Origin of the sequence: Achromobacter kerstersii (assembly GCF_902859595.1) — a bacterium.
GTDB lineage: Bacteria > Pseudomonadota > Gammaproteobacteria > Burkholderiales > Burkholderiaceae_B > Achromobacter > Achromobacter kerstersii.
On the sequence record NZ_CADIJQ010000002.1, the window covers coordinates 38070 to 55439 of the forward strand.

Sequence of the window (17370 nt, forward strand, 5' to 3'; positions counted from 1 at the left end):
AACAGCAATGGTTGAACTAACCGTCGACGGCAATCAGGTCGAAGTGCCCGAAGGCAGCATGGTCATGCATGCCGCTCAGAAAGTCGGGCTTTACGTGCCGCATTTCTGCTACCACAAGAAACTGTCCATCGCGGCCAACTGCCGGATGTGCCTGGTTGAAGTGGAAAAAGCGCCCAAGGCGCTGCCCGCCTGCGCCACGCCCGTGACCAACGGCATGGTCGTCCACACCTGCTCTGAGAAGGCTCGCGCCGCTCAGAAGTCGGTGATGGAATTCTTGCTCATCAATCACCCCCTCGACTGCCCGATCTGCGATCAGGGCGGCGAATGCCAGCTGCAGGATCTGGCCGTGGGTTACGGTGGCTCTTCCTCGCGTTACCAAGAGGAAAAGCGCGTCGTCTTCCACAAGGATCTGGGCCCGCTGGTTTCCGCCGAGGAAATGAGCCGCTGCATCCACTGCACCCGCTGCGTGCGCTTCGGCCAGGAAATTGCCGGCGTCATGGAGCTCGGCATGCTGGGCCGTGGCGAACACTCCGAGATCACGACGTTTGTCGGCCGCTCGATCGAGTCCGAACTGTCGGGCAACATGATCGACATCTGTCCGGTGGGCGCGCTGACCTCCAAGCCCTTCCGCTACAGCGCCCGCACCTGGGAATTGGCCCGCCGCCGTTCGGTCAGCCCGCACGACAGCCTGGGCGCCAACCTGGTGGTCCAGGTCAAGGGCGACCGCGTCATGCGCGTGGTGCCTTTCGAAGACGAAGCCGTCAACGAATGCTGGATCAGCGACCGCGACCGCTTCTCGTACGAAGGCCTGAACAGCGACGACCGCCTGACCGCCCCGATGATCAAGGGCACCGACGGCAAGTGGCAGGAAGCCTCGTGGGCTGACGCGCTGCAAGCCGTGGCCCAAGGCCTGTCGCGCGTTCGCGACAGCTTCGGCGCTGGCCAGATCGGCGCGCTGGCGTCGGAATACGCCACCACCGAAGAATATGCGCTGCTGGGCCGCCTGGTCCGTGCGCTGGGTTCCGAGAACATCGACTTCCGCCTGCGCCAGACCGACCCGGCTTTCGATGCCGCGTTGACCGGTGCGCCGTGGCTGGGTATGCCCATCGCTGAACTCGACAATCTGGACCGCGTCCTGGTCGTCGGCTCGTTCCTGCGCAAGGATCACCCGCTGATGGCGCAACGTCTGCGTCAAGCCGCCAAGCGCGGCACGCAGATCCTGATGGTCGACAGCGCCGCTGACGATCCTCTGATGCCCATCGCCGCCCGCATCACCGTGGCGCCGTCTGAGCTGCCGCGCGCGCTGGCCGAAGTGGCCGTCGCCCTGGCGCAAGCCAAGGAACAGGCCGTGCCGGCCGAATTCGCCTCGGTCACCCCGGGTGAAAACGCCAAGATCATCGCCGCCAGCCTGGCTTCCGGCGCCAACACCGCCGTGTTGCTGGGTAACCTGGCCGTGGCCAGCGCCCAAGCCTCGACGCTGGCCGCCAACGGCCGCGCCGTGGCGAACCTGGCCGGTGGCAAGTTCGGCTTCCTGACTTCCGGCGGCAACACCGTCGGCGGTTATCTGGCTGGCGCCGTTCCGGGCAAGGGCGGCAAGACCGCCGCGGCCATGCTGGCCGAGCCGCTGAAGGCCTACATCGTGCTGCACGCCGAGCCGCTGCTGGATGCCGACAACGGCCAGCAAGCCATCGCCGCGCTGCGTGGCGCGCAATTCGCCGTCGCCCTGACGCCTTACCGTTCGGCCGCCGCCGAATGGGCCGACGTCATGCTGCCGGTGTCGCCGTTCACTGAAACCTCGGGCACCTTCGTCAACGCGCAAGGCCTGGCCCAGAGCTTCAAGGGTACGGTCACGCCGTTGGGTCAGACGCGTCCGGGCTGGAAGGTCCTGCGCGTGCTGGGCAACGTCCTGCATTTGGCCGGCTTTGACGATGAAACGTCGGAATCCGTCCGCGACGCCGCGCTGGCGGGTGGCATCGAAGGCCGCCTGTCCAACGACGTCAAGGCGCCGTTGGGTCTGGGTCAAGCCGCAACGGGCCTGGAACGCGTGGCTGACGTGCCGATCTACCGCACCGACGCCATGGTCCGCCGTTCCGAGCCGCTGCAAGCCTCCCCGGCCTCGAAGAAGCCCGCCGCCGCCATGAACGGCCGTACGCTCACCAGCCTTGGCCTGACGGCCGGCGTCAAGGTGCGCGTGACGGGTGCTGAAGGCGCCGTCGAGCTCGAAACCGTGCAGGATGATGCCGTGGCCGATCGCGCCGTGCGCATTTCCGCAGCCTTTGAAAACACCGCAGCCCTGGGTGGCGCATTCGGTCAACTCAGCGTGGAGCGTGCCTGATGGAATGGCTTAATGTTCTTGAGAGCCACGGGCAGGCATTGCTGGGCCCGACGGTCTGGATGGTCCTCTGGACCCTCATCAAGATTGTGATCATCGCCGTGCCGATCATTCTGTGCGTTGCGTACCTGACGTACTGGGAACGCAAGATGATTGGCGCCATGCACGTGCGCGTGGGTCCGAACCGTGTCGGTTTCAAGGGGCTGTTGCAGCCGTTTGCCGACGTGTTCAAGCTGCTGACGAAGGAAGTCATCGTTCCCAGCGAAGCCAACAAGGTGCTGTTCGTCGTGGCCCCCGTGGTCACGCTGATGCCCGCGCTGGCCGCCTGGGCCGTGGTTCCCTTCGGTCCTGATGTCGTGCTGGCCAACGTCAACGCCGGCCTGCTGTACATCATGGCCATCACGTCGATCGGCGTGTATGGCGTGATCGTGGCGGGCTGGGCGTCGAACTCCAAGTACGCGTTCCTGGGCGCGCTGCGCGCTTCGGCACAGATGCTGTCCTACGAACTGGCCATCGGCTTCGTGCTCGTCACGGTGCTGCTGGTGTCGGGCAGCCTGAACATGTCCGAGATCGTCAACGTCCAGAACCGCGGCTGGTTTGCCGACAAGGGCCTGACGTTCATGTCCTGGAACTGGCTGCCGCTGTTGCCGCTGTTCGTGATCTACGTCGTGGCGATCGTGGCGGAAACCAACCGCCACCCGTTCGACGTCGTCGAAGGCGAATCGGAAATCGTGGCCGGCCACATGGTCGAGTACTCGGGTATGGCTTTCGCCCTGTTCTTCCTGGGTGAATACGCCAACATGATCTTGCTGTCCTGCATGGCGTCGATCATGTTCCTGGGCGGCTGGGCTTCCCCGATCGACATCGCGCCGCTGACCTGGATTCCGGGTTGGATCTGGCTCGGTCTGAAGACGTTCGTTGTGGTCTCGTTGTTTGTGTGGTTCCGCGCATCGTTCCCGCGCTACCGCTATGACCAGATCATGCGTTTGGGTTGGAAAATCTTCATCCCGCTGACCGGCGTTTGGCTGGTCGTGGTGGCGATCTGGATGCAGACGCCCTGGAACATTTGGCGCTAAGCCGCCAGGCAGAGGCAGGATATGGAAGCGATCAAAGATTTCTTCGGCAGCCTGATGCTGACCGAGTTGCTCAAGGGCATGCGCCTGACGGGCAAGTACTTTTTCAAGCGCAAGGTTACCTTGCGCTATCCGCAGGAAAAGACGCCCACGTCGGCGCGATTCCGTGGCCTGCACGCATTGCGCCGCTACCCCAACGGGGAAGAGCGCTGCATCGCGTGCAAGCTGTGTGAAGCCGTGTGCCCGGCCTTGGCGATCACCATCGAATCGGACCAGCGTGAGGACGGCACCCGCCGCACCACGCGTTACGACATCGATCTGACCAAGTGCATTTTCTGCGGCTTCTGTGAGGAAAGCTGCCCCGTGGACTCGATCGTGGAAACCCATATCCACGAATACCACGGTGAAAAGCGCGGCGACCTGTATTTCACCAAAGACATGCTGCTCGCCGTGGGCGACCGCTACGAAGCCGACATCGCCCGCCGCCGGGCCGACGACGCTCCTTACCGTTGAAGCCCAGGGTCTGATCCATGACTTTTACCACTGTCCTTTTCTACATACTGGCCGCCGTGCTGGTGATCGCGGCGTTCCGCGTGATCACCGCGCGCAGTCCGGTCACCGCTGTTCTGCACTTGATCCTGGCATTCTCCAACGCAGCCATGCTGTGGATGCTGCTCGGCGCTGAGTTCCTGGCGTTGCTGCTGGTGCTGGTGTACGTGGGCGCCGTGATGGTGCTCTTCCTTTTCGTCGTGATGATGCTGGACATCCGCATGGACACCATGCGCCAGGGCATGAAGACCTACCTGCCGCTCGGCCTGGTGATCGGTCTGGTGCTGGTGCTGGAAATGTCGTTCGTGCTGGGTTCCACCTGGTACGGCTCGGGTCCGCAAGCCCCGGTTGCTGGCGACTACAACAACGCCCGCGCACTCGGCGAAGTCATGTACACGCAGTACGTCTACGCCATTGAAGTGGGCGCTGCGCTGCTGCTGGTGGGCATGGTCGCCGCGATTGCGCTGACGCTGCGCCGCCGCCGCGACGTGAAGTACAACGACCCGGTTGCCGCCGTTCGCGTCCGTTCGAAGGACCGCTTCCGCATGGTGAACATGCCCGCCCAGAGCGAGCGCGCCCAAGCCAAGCGTGACGCTTCGTCCGGCGCCGCCGCCGCGCCCCAAGGAGAAAAACAATGACGCTGACGCTGGCTCACTATCTGATCCTGGGAGCGATCCTGTTCGCCATCGGGATCTTCGGCATCTTCCTGAACCGCCGCAACCTGATCATTCTCTTGATGTCCATCGAGCTCGTGCTCCTGGCCGTCAACATGAACTTCGTGGCGTTCTCCAGCTGGTTCGGCGATACCGCCGGCCAGGTGTTCGTGTTCTTCATCCTGACCGTGGCCGCCGCTGAAGCGGCGATCGGCCTGGCCATCCTGGTGCTGCTGTTCCGCAACCTGAACACGATCAACGTTGACGAACTCGATCGCCTGAAGGGCTGACGGGGTATTGGAAGAAAATGTCTAGCTCACCCAATCTCTACTTGCTCATCGCGCTGGCACCGCTGGCCGGAGCAATTCTCGCGGGCCTTTTCGGCACCGGGTTCCTGGGCCGTCCTATCGGCCGCCGCGCGTCCCACGTCATCACGATCCTGGGCGTGCTCATCTCCGCCATCGGTTCGGTGGTGGTGCTGGGCGACGTGCTGAACGGCCTGCGCTTTGACGGCGCGGTCTACACCTGGAGCCTCATCGGCCAGACCAAGCTGGAAATCGGCTTCCTGATCGATCCGCTGTCGGCCATGATGATGGTCGTGGTGACGTCCGTGTCGCTGATGGTGCACATCTACACCATCGGCTACATGGCGGATGACCCCGGCTACCAGCGGTTCTTCTCGTACATCTCGCTGTTCACGTTCTCCATGCTGATGCTGGTGATGTCGAACAACATGGTGCAGCTGTTCTTCGGCTGGGAAGCGGTGGGTCTGGTGTCGTACCTGCTGATCGGTTTCTGGTACACCCGCCCGACGGCGATCTTCGCCAACATGAAGGCATTCCTGATCAACCGCGTCGGTGACTTCGGCTTCGTGCTGGGTATCGGCCTGTTGTTCGCGTACGCCGGCACGATGCACTACGGCGAAGTCTTCGCCCAAGCCGACAAGCTGGCCGCGATGACCCTGCCGGGCTCTGACTGGATGCTGCTGACGGTGGCGTGTATCTGCCTGTTCATCGGCGCCATGGGCAAATCGGCCCAGGTTCCGCTGCACGCCTGGCTGCCTGACTCGATGGAAGGCCCGACCCCGATCTCTGCGCTGATCCACGCCGCCACCATGGTGACGGCCGGTATCTTCATGGTTGCCCGCTTCTCGCCGCTGTTCGAACTGTCGGACGTGGCGCTGTCGTTCATCATCGTGATCGGTGCCATCGGCGCGCTGTTCCTGGGCATCCTGGGCATCATCCAGACGGACATCAAGCGCGTTGTCGCGTACTCCACGCTGTCGCAGCTGGGCTACATGACCGTCGCGCTGGGCGCTTCCGCCTACTCGGTGGCCATTTTCCACCTGATGACCCACGCGTTCTTCAAGGCGCTGCTGTTCCTGGGCGCGGGTTCGGTCATCATCGGCATGCACCACGACCAGGACATCCGCAACATGGGCGGCCTGCGCAAGTACATGCCCATCACCTGGATCACCTTCCTGTTGGGCACGCTGGCGCTGGTTGGCACGCCGTTCTTCTCGGGTTTCTACTCGAAGGAAAACATCATCGAAGCCGCCGGCCACGCTAACGTCTGGGGCGCAAGCTTCGCGTACTACGCCGTGCTGATCGGTGTGTTCGTGACGTCGCTGTACTCGTTCCGCGTGTACTTCCTGGTCTTCCACGGCAAGGAACGCTTTGACACCAGCGACCATGGTCACGACGATCATGCCCATGACGACCACGGTCACGGTCACGATGATCACGGCCACGGCCATCATGGCGGCAAGCCGCATGAGTCGCCCTGGGTGGTGACGCTGCCGCTGATCCTGCTGGCGATTCCGTCGGTGCTGGTTGGCGCCTGGGCGGTTGACCCGATGCTGTTCGGCAAGTTCTTCAACGGCGTGATCACGGTGCTGCCGCAGCATCCGGCCATGCACGAGCTGCAAGAAGAGTGGCACGGCTGGGTCGCCTATGGCCTGCATGCCTTCCAGACCCTGCCGTTCTGGCTGGTTGTGGCGGGTTTCGTCATCGCCTGGTACTGCTACCTGATCAATCCCAAGGTTCCGGCCGCGATCAAGTCCAGCCTGTCTGGCGTGAACAAGGTGCTTGAGAACAAGTACTACGTGGATTGGGTCAACGAGCAGATCATCGCTCGCGGCCTGCGCGCCCTGGGCCGTGGCCTGTGGAATACCGGCGACCGCGGCATCATCGATGGCCTGCTGGTCAACGGTAGCGCCCGCGTGGTGGGCTGGGTGGCTGCGGTCAGCCGCCACCTGCAGTCCGGCTTCATCTATCACTACGCGTTCGCGATGATCATCGGCATCATGGCGCTGGTGACTTTCTTTGTGCTGATTCCCCAATGATGGCAAGCGAGATGGCATCCAACACTTTCCCCTGGCTCACGCTTGCGATCTTTGTCCCGATCGTATTCGGCCTGCTGGTGCTGGCGGTGGGCCGTGACGATCGTCGCGGCCTGACGCGCGGCCTGTCGCTCGTCGGCGCCGTCGCCGGTTTCCTCGTCACGATTCCGCTGTACACCGGTTTTGACAACACCACGGCCGCCATGCAGTTCGTGGAGAAGACTTCCTGGATTGAAGCCTTCAACGTCAATTACCACCTGGGCATCGACGGCATTTCGCTGTGGTTCGTCCTCCTGACCGCGTTCATCACCATCATCGTGGTGCTGGCCGGCTGGGAAGTCATCACCAGCCGCGTGGCGCAATACATGGCCGCCTTCCTGATCCTGTCGGGTCTGATGGTGGGCGTGTTCGCCGCGCTGGACGGCATGCTGTTCTACGTGTTCTTCGAAGCCACGCTGATCCCGATGTACATCATCATCGGGGCGTGGGGCGGCGATAACCGTATCTACGCGGCATTCAAGTTCTTCCTGTACACGCTGATGGGTTCCTTGTTGACCCTGGTCGCGTTCATCTACCTGTGGCACGCATCGGGTGGTTCGTTCGACATCCTGACCTGGCACAAGGTCAAGCTGGGCCAGACCGAGCAGATCCTGATCTTCGTGGCGCTGCTGGCGGCTTTTGCGGTGAAGGTGCCGATGTGGCCGGTTCACACGTGGTTGCCGGACGTTCACGTTGAAGCGCCCACGGGCGGCTCCATCGTGCTGGCTGCGATCATGCTGAAGCTGGGCGCCTATGGTTTCCTGCGCTTCTCGCTGCCGATCACGCCGGACGCTTCGCACAGCCTGGCTGGCCTGATGATCACGCTGTCGCTCATCGCGGTGATCTACATCGGCCTGGTGGCGATCATCCAGGAAGACATGAAGAAGCTGGTGGCTTATTCGTCTGTGGCCCACATGGGTTTCGTGACGCTGGGCTTCTTCATCTTCAACACGGCCGGCGTCGAAGGCGCCATCGTGCAGATGATCTCCCACGGCTTCGTGTCGGGCGCCATGTTCATGTGTATCGGCGTGCTCTATGACCGCATGCACTCGCGCCGCATCGCCGATTACGGTGGTGTGGTCAACGTGATGCCGCGCTTTGCGACCTTCTTCATCCTGTTCTCGATGGCCAACAGCGGCCTGCCGGCCACCAGCGGTTTCGTCGGCGAGTTCATGGTGATCATGGGCGCCGTCGAGCACAACTTCTGGATCGGCCTGTTGGCGGCTACCGCCCTGATCCTGGGTGCTTCGTATTCGCTGTGGATGGTCAAGCGTGTGGTCCTGGGCGACATCGCCAATGACCACGTCCGCGAGCTGACCGATATCAACCGCCGCGAATTTGTGATTCTTGGCGTGATGGCGATCGCCGTGTTGTACATGGGGATCTATCCCAAGCCCTTCACCGACGTGATGCACGTGTCGGTAGAGGCCCTGCTGCAACACGTTGCCGTCTCGAAACTGTAAGACAAGACAATGATGCAATCCCAAATCGATTTCGCCCTGGCGACACCGGAAATCCTTCTGCTGGTTTCCGGCCTGGCTATCCTGCTCGTCGACGCGGTCAGCAATCACCCCGAGCGCAAGCCGACGTTCCTGCTGACCATGCTGGTGTTGGGCGTGCTGACCGTCGTGTCGGCCGTGCAATGGAAGAACGGCGTTGCGGGCGCGACCTTCAACGGCCTGTACGTCACCGACGAACTGTCGCACCTGCTGAAGATCGCCTCCTACATCGCGGTGGGCGCCACGCTCGTTTACGGCCGCGTTTATGCGCAAGTCCGTGACATGCTCAAGGGCGGCGAACTCTACGTCCTGACGCTGTTCGCGCTGCTGGGCCAGATGGTCATGATTTCCTCCGGGAACCTGATCTCCATCTACCTGGGCCTGGAACTGATGTCGCTGGCGCTGTACGCGCTGATCGCACTGCGCCGTGATGACGTCGTCGCCACCGAAGCCGCCATGAAGTACTTCGTGCTGGGCGCCTTGGCGTCGGGCTTCCTGCTGTACGGCATGTCGATGGTTTACGGCGCTACGGGTCACCTCGACCTGGCTGAAGTGTCCAAGGTCATCGCCGCTGGCAAGGCCGAGAAGATGGCGCTGGTGTTCGGCATCGTGTTCCTGGTGTCGGGCCTGGCGTTCAAGCTGGGCGCCGTGCCGTTCCACATGTGGGTGCCGGACGTCTACCAGGGTTCGCCGACTGCGGTCACGCTGATCCTGGGCGGTGCGCCCAAGCTGGCGGCCTTCGCCATCACGCTGCGTCTGCTGGTGGACGGCCTGCATGGTCTGGCCGCCGACTGGCAGCCGATGCTGATGATCTTGGCCGTGCTCTCGCTGGCCATCGGTAACCTGACCGCCATCGCGCAAACCAACTTCAAGCGCATGCTGGCTTACTCGACCATCTCGCACATGGGCTTCGTGCTCTTGGGCCTGATGTCGGGTTCGGTCGCGGGCAAGCCGGAACTGTCGTCTGCCGCCTATGGCGCGTCGCTGTTCTACATGCTGACCTACGTGCTGACCACGCTGGCAAGCTTCGGCATCATCCTGCTGCTGTCGCGCCAAGGTTTCGAGTGCGAGCACATCGACGACCTGAAGGGCCTGAACCGCCGCAGCCCGTGGCATGCCGCCATTGTGCTGCTGCTGATGTTCTCGCTGGCCGGCATTCCGCCGCTGGTGGGCTTCTACGCCAAGCTGGCCGTGTTGCAAGCGCTGATCAGCGCGGGCCACGTGACGCTGGCCGTGGTGGCAGTGCTGTTCTCGCTGATCGGCGCGTTCTACTACCTGCGTGTCGTCAAGGTCGTGTACTTCGACGAGCCGGCTGCCAATGCCGCCCCGATCGTCGCCACCTGCGGTCAACGCGGCCTGCTGTCGATCAACGGCGCCATGATGCTGGTGCTGGGCCTGTTGCCCGGTGGCTTGATGGCACTGTGCGTACAGGCGATTCGTTCGTCGCTGAGCCTGTAAGCGGAACACAGCCATGAACCAGACGCTGGCGGTATGGCTGTTGATTGCGCTGGCTTTGGTCAGCGCAAACCTCCCGTTCCTGACGGAGCGGGTGTTCGCCGTATTGCCCTGGAAGCAGGGCGGGGCGGAAGCGGTCAAACCGTTCTGGATGCGTCTGGTTGAAGTGCTGGTGTTCTACGCCATCGTTGGCGCGCTGGGCTTTGCGTTTGAATCCACGCTGGGAAATCGCTTTTCCCAGACCTGGGAGTTCTACGCCATCACCTTGAGCTTGTTCCTGGTGTTGGCGTATCCCGGCTTTGTGTACCGCTATCTGTTCAAACGCCATCCACGCTTGCGCGCCTGAAGGCCCGCCAACGCGTCAAACGCCCCGTCTGGGGCGTTTTTCTTTTTGGGCCGTGGAAAGTGATGCGCCGGACCTCGCCCTGCGTAGCGGGGGATTCAAGTGGCTTTCCGAGGCGTCCCTGATTGGCTGCATTAACGAAGGCGCGACCCCGGGTGGCAATGTATCCGGCACCATTAAATATCGACATAAGCCGCTATATATAACGATCGTCGCCGATCAAGTGTTGTTTTTTCATCTTTTCAACGCGTTGATTGCTTTCATTCAGGTTTCATTCAGCGGCCAGGATCAAAATCGCAACCGGTAAAAAAACAAGAATCGTTGCTATTTACGTTCTGGAGAAGCTGGTTTGAAGCCCCAAGATTCGTATTCCCTGAATACGCTCACTACCTCGCTGGCCGCTGCCATCGCCGCGCCCGCTCTGTTCATCAGCCCCTACGCTGCCGCCCAAACCGCTGACGCCGGCGTGACGCAACTGTCGCCGGTTCGCGTGGAAGGCGAAGGCTCGGCCTACCAGACCACGACCGTTCCGTCGCCGAAGATGACGGCGCCGCTGTTGGATACGCCGCGCACCGTGCAGGTGGTGCCCAAGCAGGTGATCCAGGATCAGGCGGCATCGACTTTGCAGGACGTGCTGCGTAACTCGCCGGGCATTACGTTCGGTGCGGGCGAAGGCGGCCGCCCGGGCGGCGACTTGCCGATCATCCGTGGCCAGAACTCGGCGGGCAGCTTGTTCCTGGACGGCATTCGCGACTCCAGCACGCAAGTGCGCGACACCTTCAACCTTGAGCAGGTGGAAGTGATCAAGGGGCCGGATTCGGTCTATGCCGGCCGCGGCGGCGCGGGCGGCAGCATCAACATGATCAGCAAGACGCCCAAGGCGACGGACTTCACCGAAGCCACCGCCCAGATCGGTACGGACAACAACTACCGCGCCACGATCGACAGCAACTGGCGCCTGGACGAAAAGGCGGCATTCCGCTTGAACGTCATGGGCAACAAGGGTGATGTGGCTGGCCGCGACAATGCGGTGGATTTTGAACGTTGGGGCGTGGCGCCGTCGTTGATGCTGGGCGTGGGTACGCCGACCCGCATCACGCTCAGCTACTACCACTACCAAGACGACAGCATGCCGGATTACTCCATCCCGTATGACCCGAAGACGGGCCAGCCGGTGACGGAAACGATGGGCGTCAGCCGCAAGACGTTCTATGGCCTGACGGGCCGTGACTTCATGAAGACGCGTGATGATGTTGCCACCGTCGACTTCCAGCACGACTTCTCAGACAAGCTGCAACTGCGCAACGTGACCCGCTACGGCCGTGGCACGACGGACTTCGCAGCGACCAACCCGGACGATAGCAAGGGCAACGTGGCCAACGGCCTGGTGTACCGCGCGTTGAAGTCGGGCTACTACGTGACCAAGAGCTTCGCGAATCAGACCGATCTGACGGGCGAGTTCGACACCGGCAGCCTGAAGCACACGTTCGATCTGGGCTTCGAATACAGCAACATCAAGCAGAACAAAGACGGCTACACCGAAACCGGCGTGCCCTCGGGCGGCAGCAATTGCGTGACCGCCACGACGAATGGCCGCAACACCTACGCCAACCCGGCGTTGTGCGCCTCGTTGTGGAACCCGGACCCCGGCACCGACTACCCCGGCACCCTGCAACGCAATAACAACCCGGCGCGCTACAACACCGACACGGTGGCGGTCTACGGCTTTGACACCATCAAGTTCAACGAACAATGGCAAGCCAGCGTTGGCGCCCGTTGGGACAACTATCGCACCAGCGGCAGCAACATCGCCGCTGGCCGCAGCGATCCGGCAGGCACGCCCTCGTTCTACAGCACCAGCCGCGAAGACAGCCTGTTCAACTACCAGTTGGGCCTGGCCTACAAGCCGCTGCCCAATGGCACGATCTACGCTACCTACGGCACGTCGTCCACGCCGTCGGCCATCGCCGCAGGCGCGATCAGCGACGCGACATCGCTGTCCACCTCGTCGCTTGCGCCTGAAAAGAGCCGCACGGTGGAAGTGGGCACCAAGTGGCAGGTCTTCGAAGACCGGCTGACGCTGTCCGCCGCAGCGTTCCACGACACGCGCAAGAACACCAGCGTGGCCGTGTCCGCCACCGAAGTGGCGCAAGTGGGCGAGGCCAAGGTGCGCGGCATCGAACTGGGCTTCTCGGGCAGCATCACGCCCAAGTGGAACGTGTTCGGCGGCTACACCTTCATGGACAGCGAAATGACCAAGGGCGCCTACAACAGCGGCGCCGTCGGCCAGGACCTGCCCAATACCCCGCGTAACGCCTTCAGCCTGTGGACCACCTACAAGGTGCTGCCCAAGCTGACGGTGGGCGGCGGCGCTTACTACGTCGACAAGGTGTACGGCAATTCAGACGCCACGAAAAACGCCGACGGTACGCCCAAGGCGCGCTGGGTGCCGTCGTACTGGCGCTTTGACGCCATGGCGGCCTACGAATTCAACGACCACTTCTCGGCACAGTTGAACGTGCTGAACCTGTTCGACGAAACGTACTACACGAAGGCCTACGCCGCGCACTACGCGGCGCTTGGCACCGGACGCGCGGCATTGCTGTCGCTGAAGGTCCGGTATTGATCTGAAGCGGGAATGAAAAAGCCACCTGAGCAAGGTGGCTTTTTTTTGCTCGCGGGAAACGCGATCGGCAGATCAGCTTTCGAACCAGTTCAGCACGCCGTCCAAGCCCGTCACGTTCAGCGCGAAACGTGTCTGTTCGCGGACCAGCGGCTTGGCGTGATACGCCACCGGGAAGCCCGCGGCGCCCAGCATCAGCAGGTCGTTTGCGCCATCGCCCATGGCGATGATCTGTTCCTTCGTGGCGCCGTGCGTGCGGGCGAATTCGCGTAGGTAGACCGCCTTGGCTTGCGCGTCGAGAATGTCGCCGACGACGTTGCCGGTCAACAGGCCGTTGTCGATTTCCAGCGTGTTGGCGTGCGCGCTGTCCAGATTCAGGCGTTCGCGCAGACGGTCCGTGAAGAAGGTGAAGCCGCCGGAGACCAGCAGCACCTTGATGCCGGCGGCCTGGGCCGTCGAGATCAGGCGTTCCGCGCCCGGGTTCAGGCGCAGCTTTTCCACATAGACCTGTTCCAGCGCTTCGGCCGGCACGCCCTTGAGCAAGGCCACGCGGCGGCGCAGGCTTTCGGCGAAGTCTTTGATTTCGCCGCGCATGGCGGCTTCGGTGATCTCGGACACTTTGTCTTTGACGCCCACCACGCCCGCGATTTCATCGATGCACTCGATGTTGATCAGCGTGGAATCCATGTCCATCGCCAGGACCTTGCAGTCAGACAGCTTCAGGCCGGCGGGCACGAAGGCCACGTCGACGCCATTGTTGTTGGCCCAGGCCACGACTTCGGCTTGCGTCAAGGCGTCGTGCTGCACGTCGAGCAGGCGCGCGGCGGTGTTGCTGATGCGCGCCACGCCCTGGGCCTGAGCCAGCGCGGCCAGCTGCTCGGCCTGTTCGATGCGCAGGCCGGGAGATTGAACGACAAGGTGATGGGTAGTCATAAGCAGTAGAAGAGTGGCTTGGATTACTTCAGTGCGCGCAGCACGGCGCGCACGGCGTCAGCGCGGGCGGGAATTTGCGCCGCCTTGATCTCAACCCGCAATTTATCCTGTCCGGCCAGTTTGATGTTGCGCTGGCGCTGCACAAGTTCGATGATCTTGGCCGGGTCGACCGAGGTCTTCGGCCCGAACTGCATCAAGGCCTGCGTTTCGCTGGCGTCGATCTTCACGATGCCCAGCGGTTGGGCGGCCAGGCGCAGGCGGTGCGTGGTCAGCAGCGTCTGCGCGGCTTCGGGCAGCTTGCCGAAGCGGTCGATGAGTTCTTCCTGGATGTGGATCAGATCATCTTCGTCGGCGGCGTGGGCTAGGCGTTTGTAGATACCCAGGCGCGCATGCACGTCGGCGCAATAGTCCGACGGCAGCAGCGCAGGCGCGTGCAGATTGACCTCGCAGGCCAGGTTGAAGGGTGCGTCCAGGTCCGGTTCTTCGCCGGCGCGCAGCGCGCGCACCGCTTCGTTGAGCATCTCGTTGTACATCGAGAAACCCACTTCCTGGATGTTGCCCGACTGCGAATCGCCCAGCACTTCACCCGTGCCGCGAATTTCCAGGTCGTGCATGGCCAGGTAGAAACCGGAACCCAGTTCCTCCATGGCCTGAATCGCTTCCAGGCGCTTCTTCGCGTTGGTGGTGATGGCGTCTTCGCCCGGCGTCAGCAGGTAGGCGTAGGCCTGGTGGTGCGAACGCCCGACGCGGCCGCGCAGCTGGTGCAGCTGCGCCAGCCCGAAGCGGTCGGCGCGGTGGATCACGATCGTGTTGGCGCTGGGCACGTCAATGCCCGTCTCGATGATGGTGGTGCACAGCAGCACGTTATAGCGCTGCTGATAGAAGCCCTTCATCACCTGTTCCAGCTCGCGCTCGGGCATCTGGCCGTGAGCGACCGCGATGCGGGCCTCGGGCACCAGCTCTTCCAGCCGCGCGCGCCGGTTGTGGATGGTCTCGACTTCGTTGTGCAGGAAGTAGCACTGCCCGCCGCGCTTGAGTTCGCGCAGCAGGGCTTCGCGCAGCGTGCTGCCGTCTTCACGGCGCACGAAGGTTTTGATGGCCAGGCGCTTCTGCGGCGCAGTGGCGATCACGGAGAAGTCGCGTATGCCTTCCAGCGACATGCCCAGCGTGCGTGGAATGGGCGTGGCGGTCAGTGTCAGCACGTCGACCTCGGCGCGCAGCGACTTCAGCGCTTCCTTCTGGCGCACGCCGAAGCGGTGTTCTTCGTCGATGATGACCAGTCCCAGACGTTTGAATTTCACATCTTTGGACAGAATCTTGTGCGTGCCGATGACGATATCCACGCGGCCGTCGTTGATGCCTTCGATGGCGGCGGCGACTTCCTTGGCCGAACGGAAGCGCGACAGCTCCACGACTCGCACGGGCCAGTCGGCGAAGCGGTCGGAGAAGGTCTGGGCGTGTTGTTCGGCCAGCAGCGTAGTAGGGCAGAGCAGGGCGACCTGTTTGCCGTTGGCCACCGCCAGGAAGGCGGCGCGCAGCGCGACTTCGGTTTTGCCGAAACCCACATCGCCGCAGACCAGGCGGTCCATCGGACGGCCGGAGGTCATGTCGGCAAGCACGGCTTCAATGGCGGCGGCCTGGTCGGCCGTTTCTTCAAAGCCGAAGCCTTCGGCAAACGCCTGGTAGTCGTTCAGCGGCAGATTGAAGGCAAAACCTTCACGCGCGGCGCGTTGCGCATACAAGGCCAAGAGTTCGGCGGCGGTGTCACGCACCTGTTTGGCGGCCTTGCGGCGGGCCTTGTCCCATTGGCCGGAACCCAGCTGGTGCAGCGGCGCGGCTTCCGGATCGGCGCCGCTGTAGCGGGCGATCACGTGCAGCTGCGACACCGGCACATACAGCGTGCTGCCGTTGGCGTATTCAAGATGAAGGAACTCCATCTCGCCTTCGCCCATGTCCATGTTGACCAGGCCGTGATAGCGGCCGATGCCGTGCTGCGCATGGACGACGGGGTCGCCCGCGCGCAGTTCGGACAGGTCGCGCACCATGGCCTCGACGTTGCTCGCGCGTTCCTGGTCGCGCTTGCCGCGCCGGCCGGTGGTGGCCAGGCCCGGGTACAAGTCGTTTTCGGTCAGGAAGGCCAGGTTGGCCTGGGGCAGCCCGAAGCCGGTCGTCAGCGGGGCGGCGACGATGCCGAAATTGGCATCCGACGCGAGGAACGCTTCGATGGTGTCCGGCTGCGCATCCGGCGTGACGCCATATTCATTCAGCATCTGCACCAGGGTTTCGCGGCGGCCGGCCGAGTCCGCGCAAAGCAGCACGCGGGTCTGGCGCGTTTGCACCAGCGCGCGCAGCTTGGCGATCGGGTCGTCGGAGCGGCGCGCGATGCTGACGTCCGGCACGGCGCGGAAATCAGGATGCGGCTCGCCTGCCGACAGCGACAGGCGGCGGAATTCCTTGAGCCGGGTGTAGAGCGTTTCGCTGTCCAGGAACAGGGCGGACGGCGGCAACACGGGGCGTTCGCGGTCGCTCTTCAGGAAGCTGTAGCGGCTGGTCGTGTCCTGATTGAAGCGTTGGATGGCGTCGTCGATGTCGCCAACCGTGACGGTGACCGTGCCCGCCGTCAAATAGTCAAACAAGGTTGCCGTCTCTTCAAAGAAGAGCGGTAGGTAGTACTCGACGCCAGCAAACGGGATGCCGTTGCCGATGTCTTTATAGGGCAGGGCGCGCGAGGGGTCGCCTTCGAAGATTTCACGGAAACGCGCGCGAAAGCGCGTGCGCGAGTCCTCGTCCATCGGGAATTCGCGGCCCGGCAGCAACTGGACTTCGCGCACCGGGTACAGGCTGCGCTGCGTGTCCACGTCAAAGCTGCGGATGGTTTCGATCTCGTCGTCGAACAGGTCCAGCCGGTAGGGCACGACCGAGCCCATCGGGAACAGGTCGATCAGCCCGCCGCGCAGGCAGAATTCGCCGGGCGCGGTCACCTGCGTGACGTGGTTGTAGTTGGCCAGCGTCAGCTGCGCGCGCAGGGCGGCTTCATTCAGCTTGTCTTTTTGCTTGAACGAAAACGTGTAGGCCGCCAGGAACGAGGGCGGCGCCAGCCGGTAGAGCGCGGTGGTGATCGGCACCGTCAGCACGTCCACCGTCTTCATCATCAGCGAATGCAGCGTGTGCAGACGCTCCGAGATCAAGTCCTGGTGCGGCGAGAACGCGTCGTAGGGCAGCGTTTCCCAGTCAGGCAGCTGGCGCACACGCAGGTCCGGGGCGAATAGCTGAATTTCTTCTGCCAGGCGCTGGGCCTCGAGCGGTTCGGCCGTCAGGATGACCAGCGGCGCGGACGCCTGCCTGGCCAGATCCGCCAGCAGCCAAGCGTCTCCCGAGCCCGGCGGACGGGGTTGCGCATAGCGCGCGCCGGGTTTCAGCGCGGACAGAGTCGGGGCGGTCGCGGGGACCGGCGGCGCGGCGGTGATAGGAGAAGTGGGGGTGGGCATCAGGGTGGAAGCAGGCATCAAGCGGAAGATTATAAAATCACC

At 63.1% G+C, this 17370-nt stretch carries 13 protein-coding genes; 11 read left to right on the top strand and 2 right to left on the bottom strand.

Features of this window, described 5'->3' with window-relative positions:
• Positions 1–7 precede the first annotated feature (7 nt).
• From nuoG to HV765_RS09130, 11 genes are read left to right on the top strand one after another with little or no spacing between them, the layout of a single operon-like run.
• Positions 8–2335: an NADH-quinone oxidoreductase subunit NuoG gene (gene nuoG / locus HV765_RS09080; RefSeq protein WP_054424155.1), complete on the top strand. Its 2328-nt coding sequence runs from the start codon at positions 8–10 to the stop codon at positions 2333–2335.
• Positions 2335–3408: an NADH-quinone oxidoreductase subunit NuoH gene (gene nuoH / locus HV765_RS09085; protein ID WP_054424153.1), complete on the top strand. Its 1074-nt coding sequence runs from the start codon at positions 2335–2337 to the stop codon at positions 3406–3408. Before nuoG ends, nuoH begins: the two co-directional genes overlap by 1 nt.
• A 21-nt stretch (positions 3409–3429) precedes the next feature.
• Positions 3430–3918, top strand: a complete 489-nt coding sequence (nuoI, locus tag HV765_RS09090; RefSeq protein ID WP_006217967.1) for an NADH-quinone oxidoreductase subunit NuoI — start codon at positions 3430–3432, stop codon at positions 3916–3918.
• A 17-nt stretch (positions 3919–3935) separates the two neighbouring features.
• The gene (locus tag HV765_RS09095; RefSeq protein WP_100857380.1) at positions 3936–4592 is read left to right on the top strand and encodes an NADH-quinone oxidoreductase subunit J; all 657 of its coding nucleotides are present in this window, start codon (positions 3936–3938) and stop codon (positions 4590–4592) included.
• On the top strand, positions 4589–4897 hold the full coding sequence (nuoK, locus tag HV765_RS09100; protein ID WP_006217969.1) for an NADH-quinone oxidoreductase subunit NuoK: 309 nt from the start codon (positions 4589–4591) through the stop codon (positions 4895–4897). Before HV765_RS09095 ends, nuoK begins: the two co-directional genes overlap by 4 nt.
• A 17-nt stretch (positions 4898–4914) precedes the next feature.
• Positions 4915–6951, top strand: coding sequence for an NADH-quinone oxidoreductase subunit L (gene nuoL, locus HV765_RS09105; RefSeq protein WP_054424149.1), 2037 nt, complete (start codon positions 4915–4917; stop codon positions 6949–6951).
• On the top strand, positions 6948–8450 hold the full coding sequence (locus tag HV765_RS09110) for an NADH-quinone oxidoreductase subunit M (protein ID WP_054424147.1): 1503 nt from the start codon (positions 6948–6950) through the stop codon (positions 8448–8450). The genes nuoL and HV765_RS09110 overlap by 4 nt, the downstream gene beginning before the upstream one ends.
• A gap of 9 nt (positions 8451–8459) precedes the next feature.
• Entirely contained in the window at positions 8460–9944 is a 1485-nt protein-coding gene (gene nuoN / locus HV765_RS09115) for an NADH-quinone oxidoreductase subunit NuoN (protein ID WP_054424145.1), read from the top strand.
• A 13-nt stretch (positions 9945–9957) separates the two neighbouring features.
• Positions 9958–10287, top strand: coding sequence for a DUF2818 family protein (locus HV765_RS09120; RefSeq protein WP_054424143.1), 330 nt, complete (start codon positions 9958–9960; stop codon positions 10285–10287).
• On the top strand, positions 10241–10591 hold the full coding sequence (locus HV765_RS09125; protein WP_175169587.1) for a hypothetical protein: 351 nt from the start codon (positions 10241–10243) through the stop codon (positions 10589–10591). The genes HV765_RS09120 and HV765_RS09125 overlap by 47 nt, the downstream gene beginning before the upstream one ends.
• A gap of 42 nt (positions 10592–10633) precedes the next feature.
• On the top strand, positions 10634–12910 hold the full coding sequence (locus HV765_RS09130; RefSeq protein ID WP_175169588.1) for a TonB-dependent receptor: 2277 nt from the start codon (positions 10634–10636) through the stop codon (positions 12908–12910).
• A gap of 72 nt (positions 12911–12982) precedes the next feature.
• On the opposite strand, the gene serB is transcribed toward HV765_RS09130, so the two are convergent.
• Entirely contained in the window at positions 12983–13840 is an 858-nt protein-coding gene (gene serB, locus HV765_RS09135; RefSeq protein ID WP_054424138.1) for a phosphoserine phosphatase SerB, read from the bottom strand.
• Positions 13841–13863: 23 nt separating this feature from the next.
• Positions 13864–17346: a transcription-repair coupling factor gene (mfd, locus tag HV765_RS09140; RefSeq protein ID WP_175169589.1), complete on the bottom strand. Its 3483-nt coding sequence runs from the start codon at positions 17344–17346 to the stop codon at positions 13864–13866.
• Between the last annotated feature and the right edge of the window lie 24 nt (positions 17347–17370).

Coding starts and splice junctions, on each gene's coding strand:
- nuoG (WP_054424155.1), top strand. CDS start 8: ATGGTTGAACTAACCGTCGACGGCAATCAGGTCGAAGTGCCCGAAGGC.
- nuoH (WP_054424153.1), top strand. CDS start 2,335: ATGGAATGGCTTAATGTTCTTGAGAGCCACGGGCAGGCATTGCTGGGC.
- nuoI (WP_006217967.1), top strand. CDS start 3,430: ATGGAAGCGATCAAAGATTTCTTCGGCAGCCTGATGCTGACCGAGTTG.
- HV765_RS09095 (WP_100857380.1), top strand. CDS start 3,936: ATGACTTTTACCACTGTCCTTTTCTACATACTGGCCGCCGTGCTGGTG.
- nuoK (WP_006217969.1), top strand. CDS start 4,589: ATGACGCTGACGCTGGCTCACTATCTGATCCTGGGAGCGATCCTGTTC.
- nuoL (WP_054424149.1), top strand. CDS start 4,915: ATGTCTAGCTCACCCAATCTCTACTTGCTCATCGCGCTGGCACCGCTG.
- HV765_RS09110 (WP_054424147.1), top strand. CDS start 6,948: ATGATGGCAAGCGAGATGGCATCCAACACTTTCCCCTGGCTCACGCTT.
- nuoN (WP_054424145.1), top strand. CDS start 8,460: ATGATGCAATCCCAAATCGATTTCGCCCTGGCGACACCGGAAATCCTT.
- HV765_RS09120 (WP_054424143.1), top strand. CDS start 9,958: ATGAACCAGACGCTGGCGGTATGGCTGTTGATTGCGCTGGCTTTGGTC.
- serB (WP_054424138.1), bottom strand. CDS start 13,840: ATGACTACCCATCACCTTGTCGTTCAATCTCCCGGCCTGCGCATCGAA.
- mfd (WP_175169589.1), bottom strand. CDS start 17,346: ATGCCTGCTTCCACCCTGATGCCCACCCCCACTTCTCCTATCACCGCC.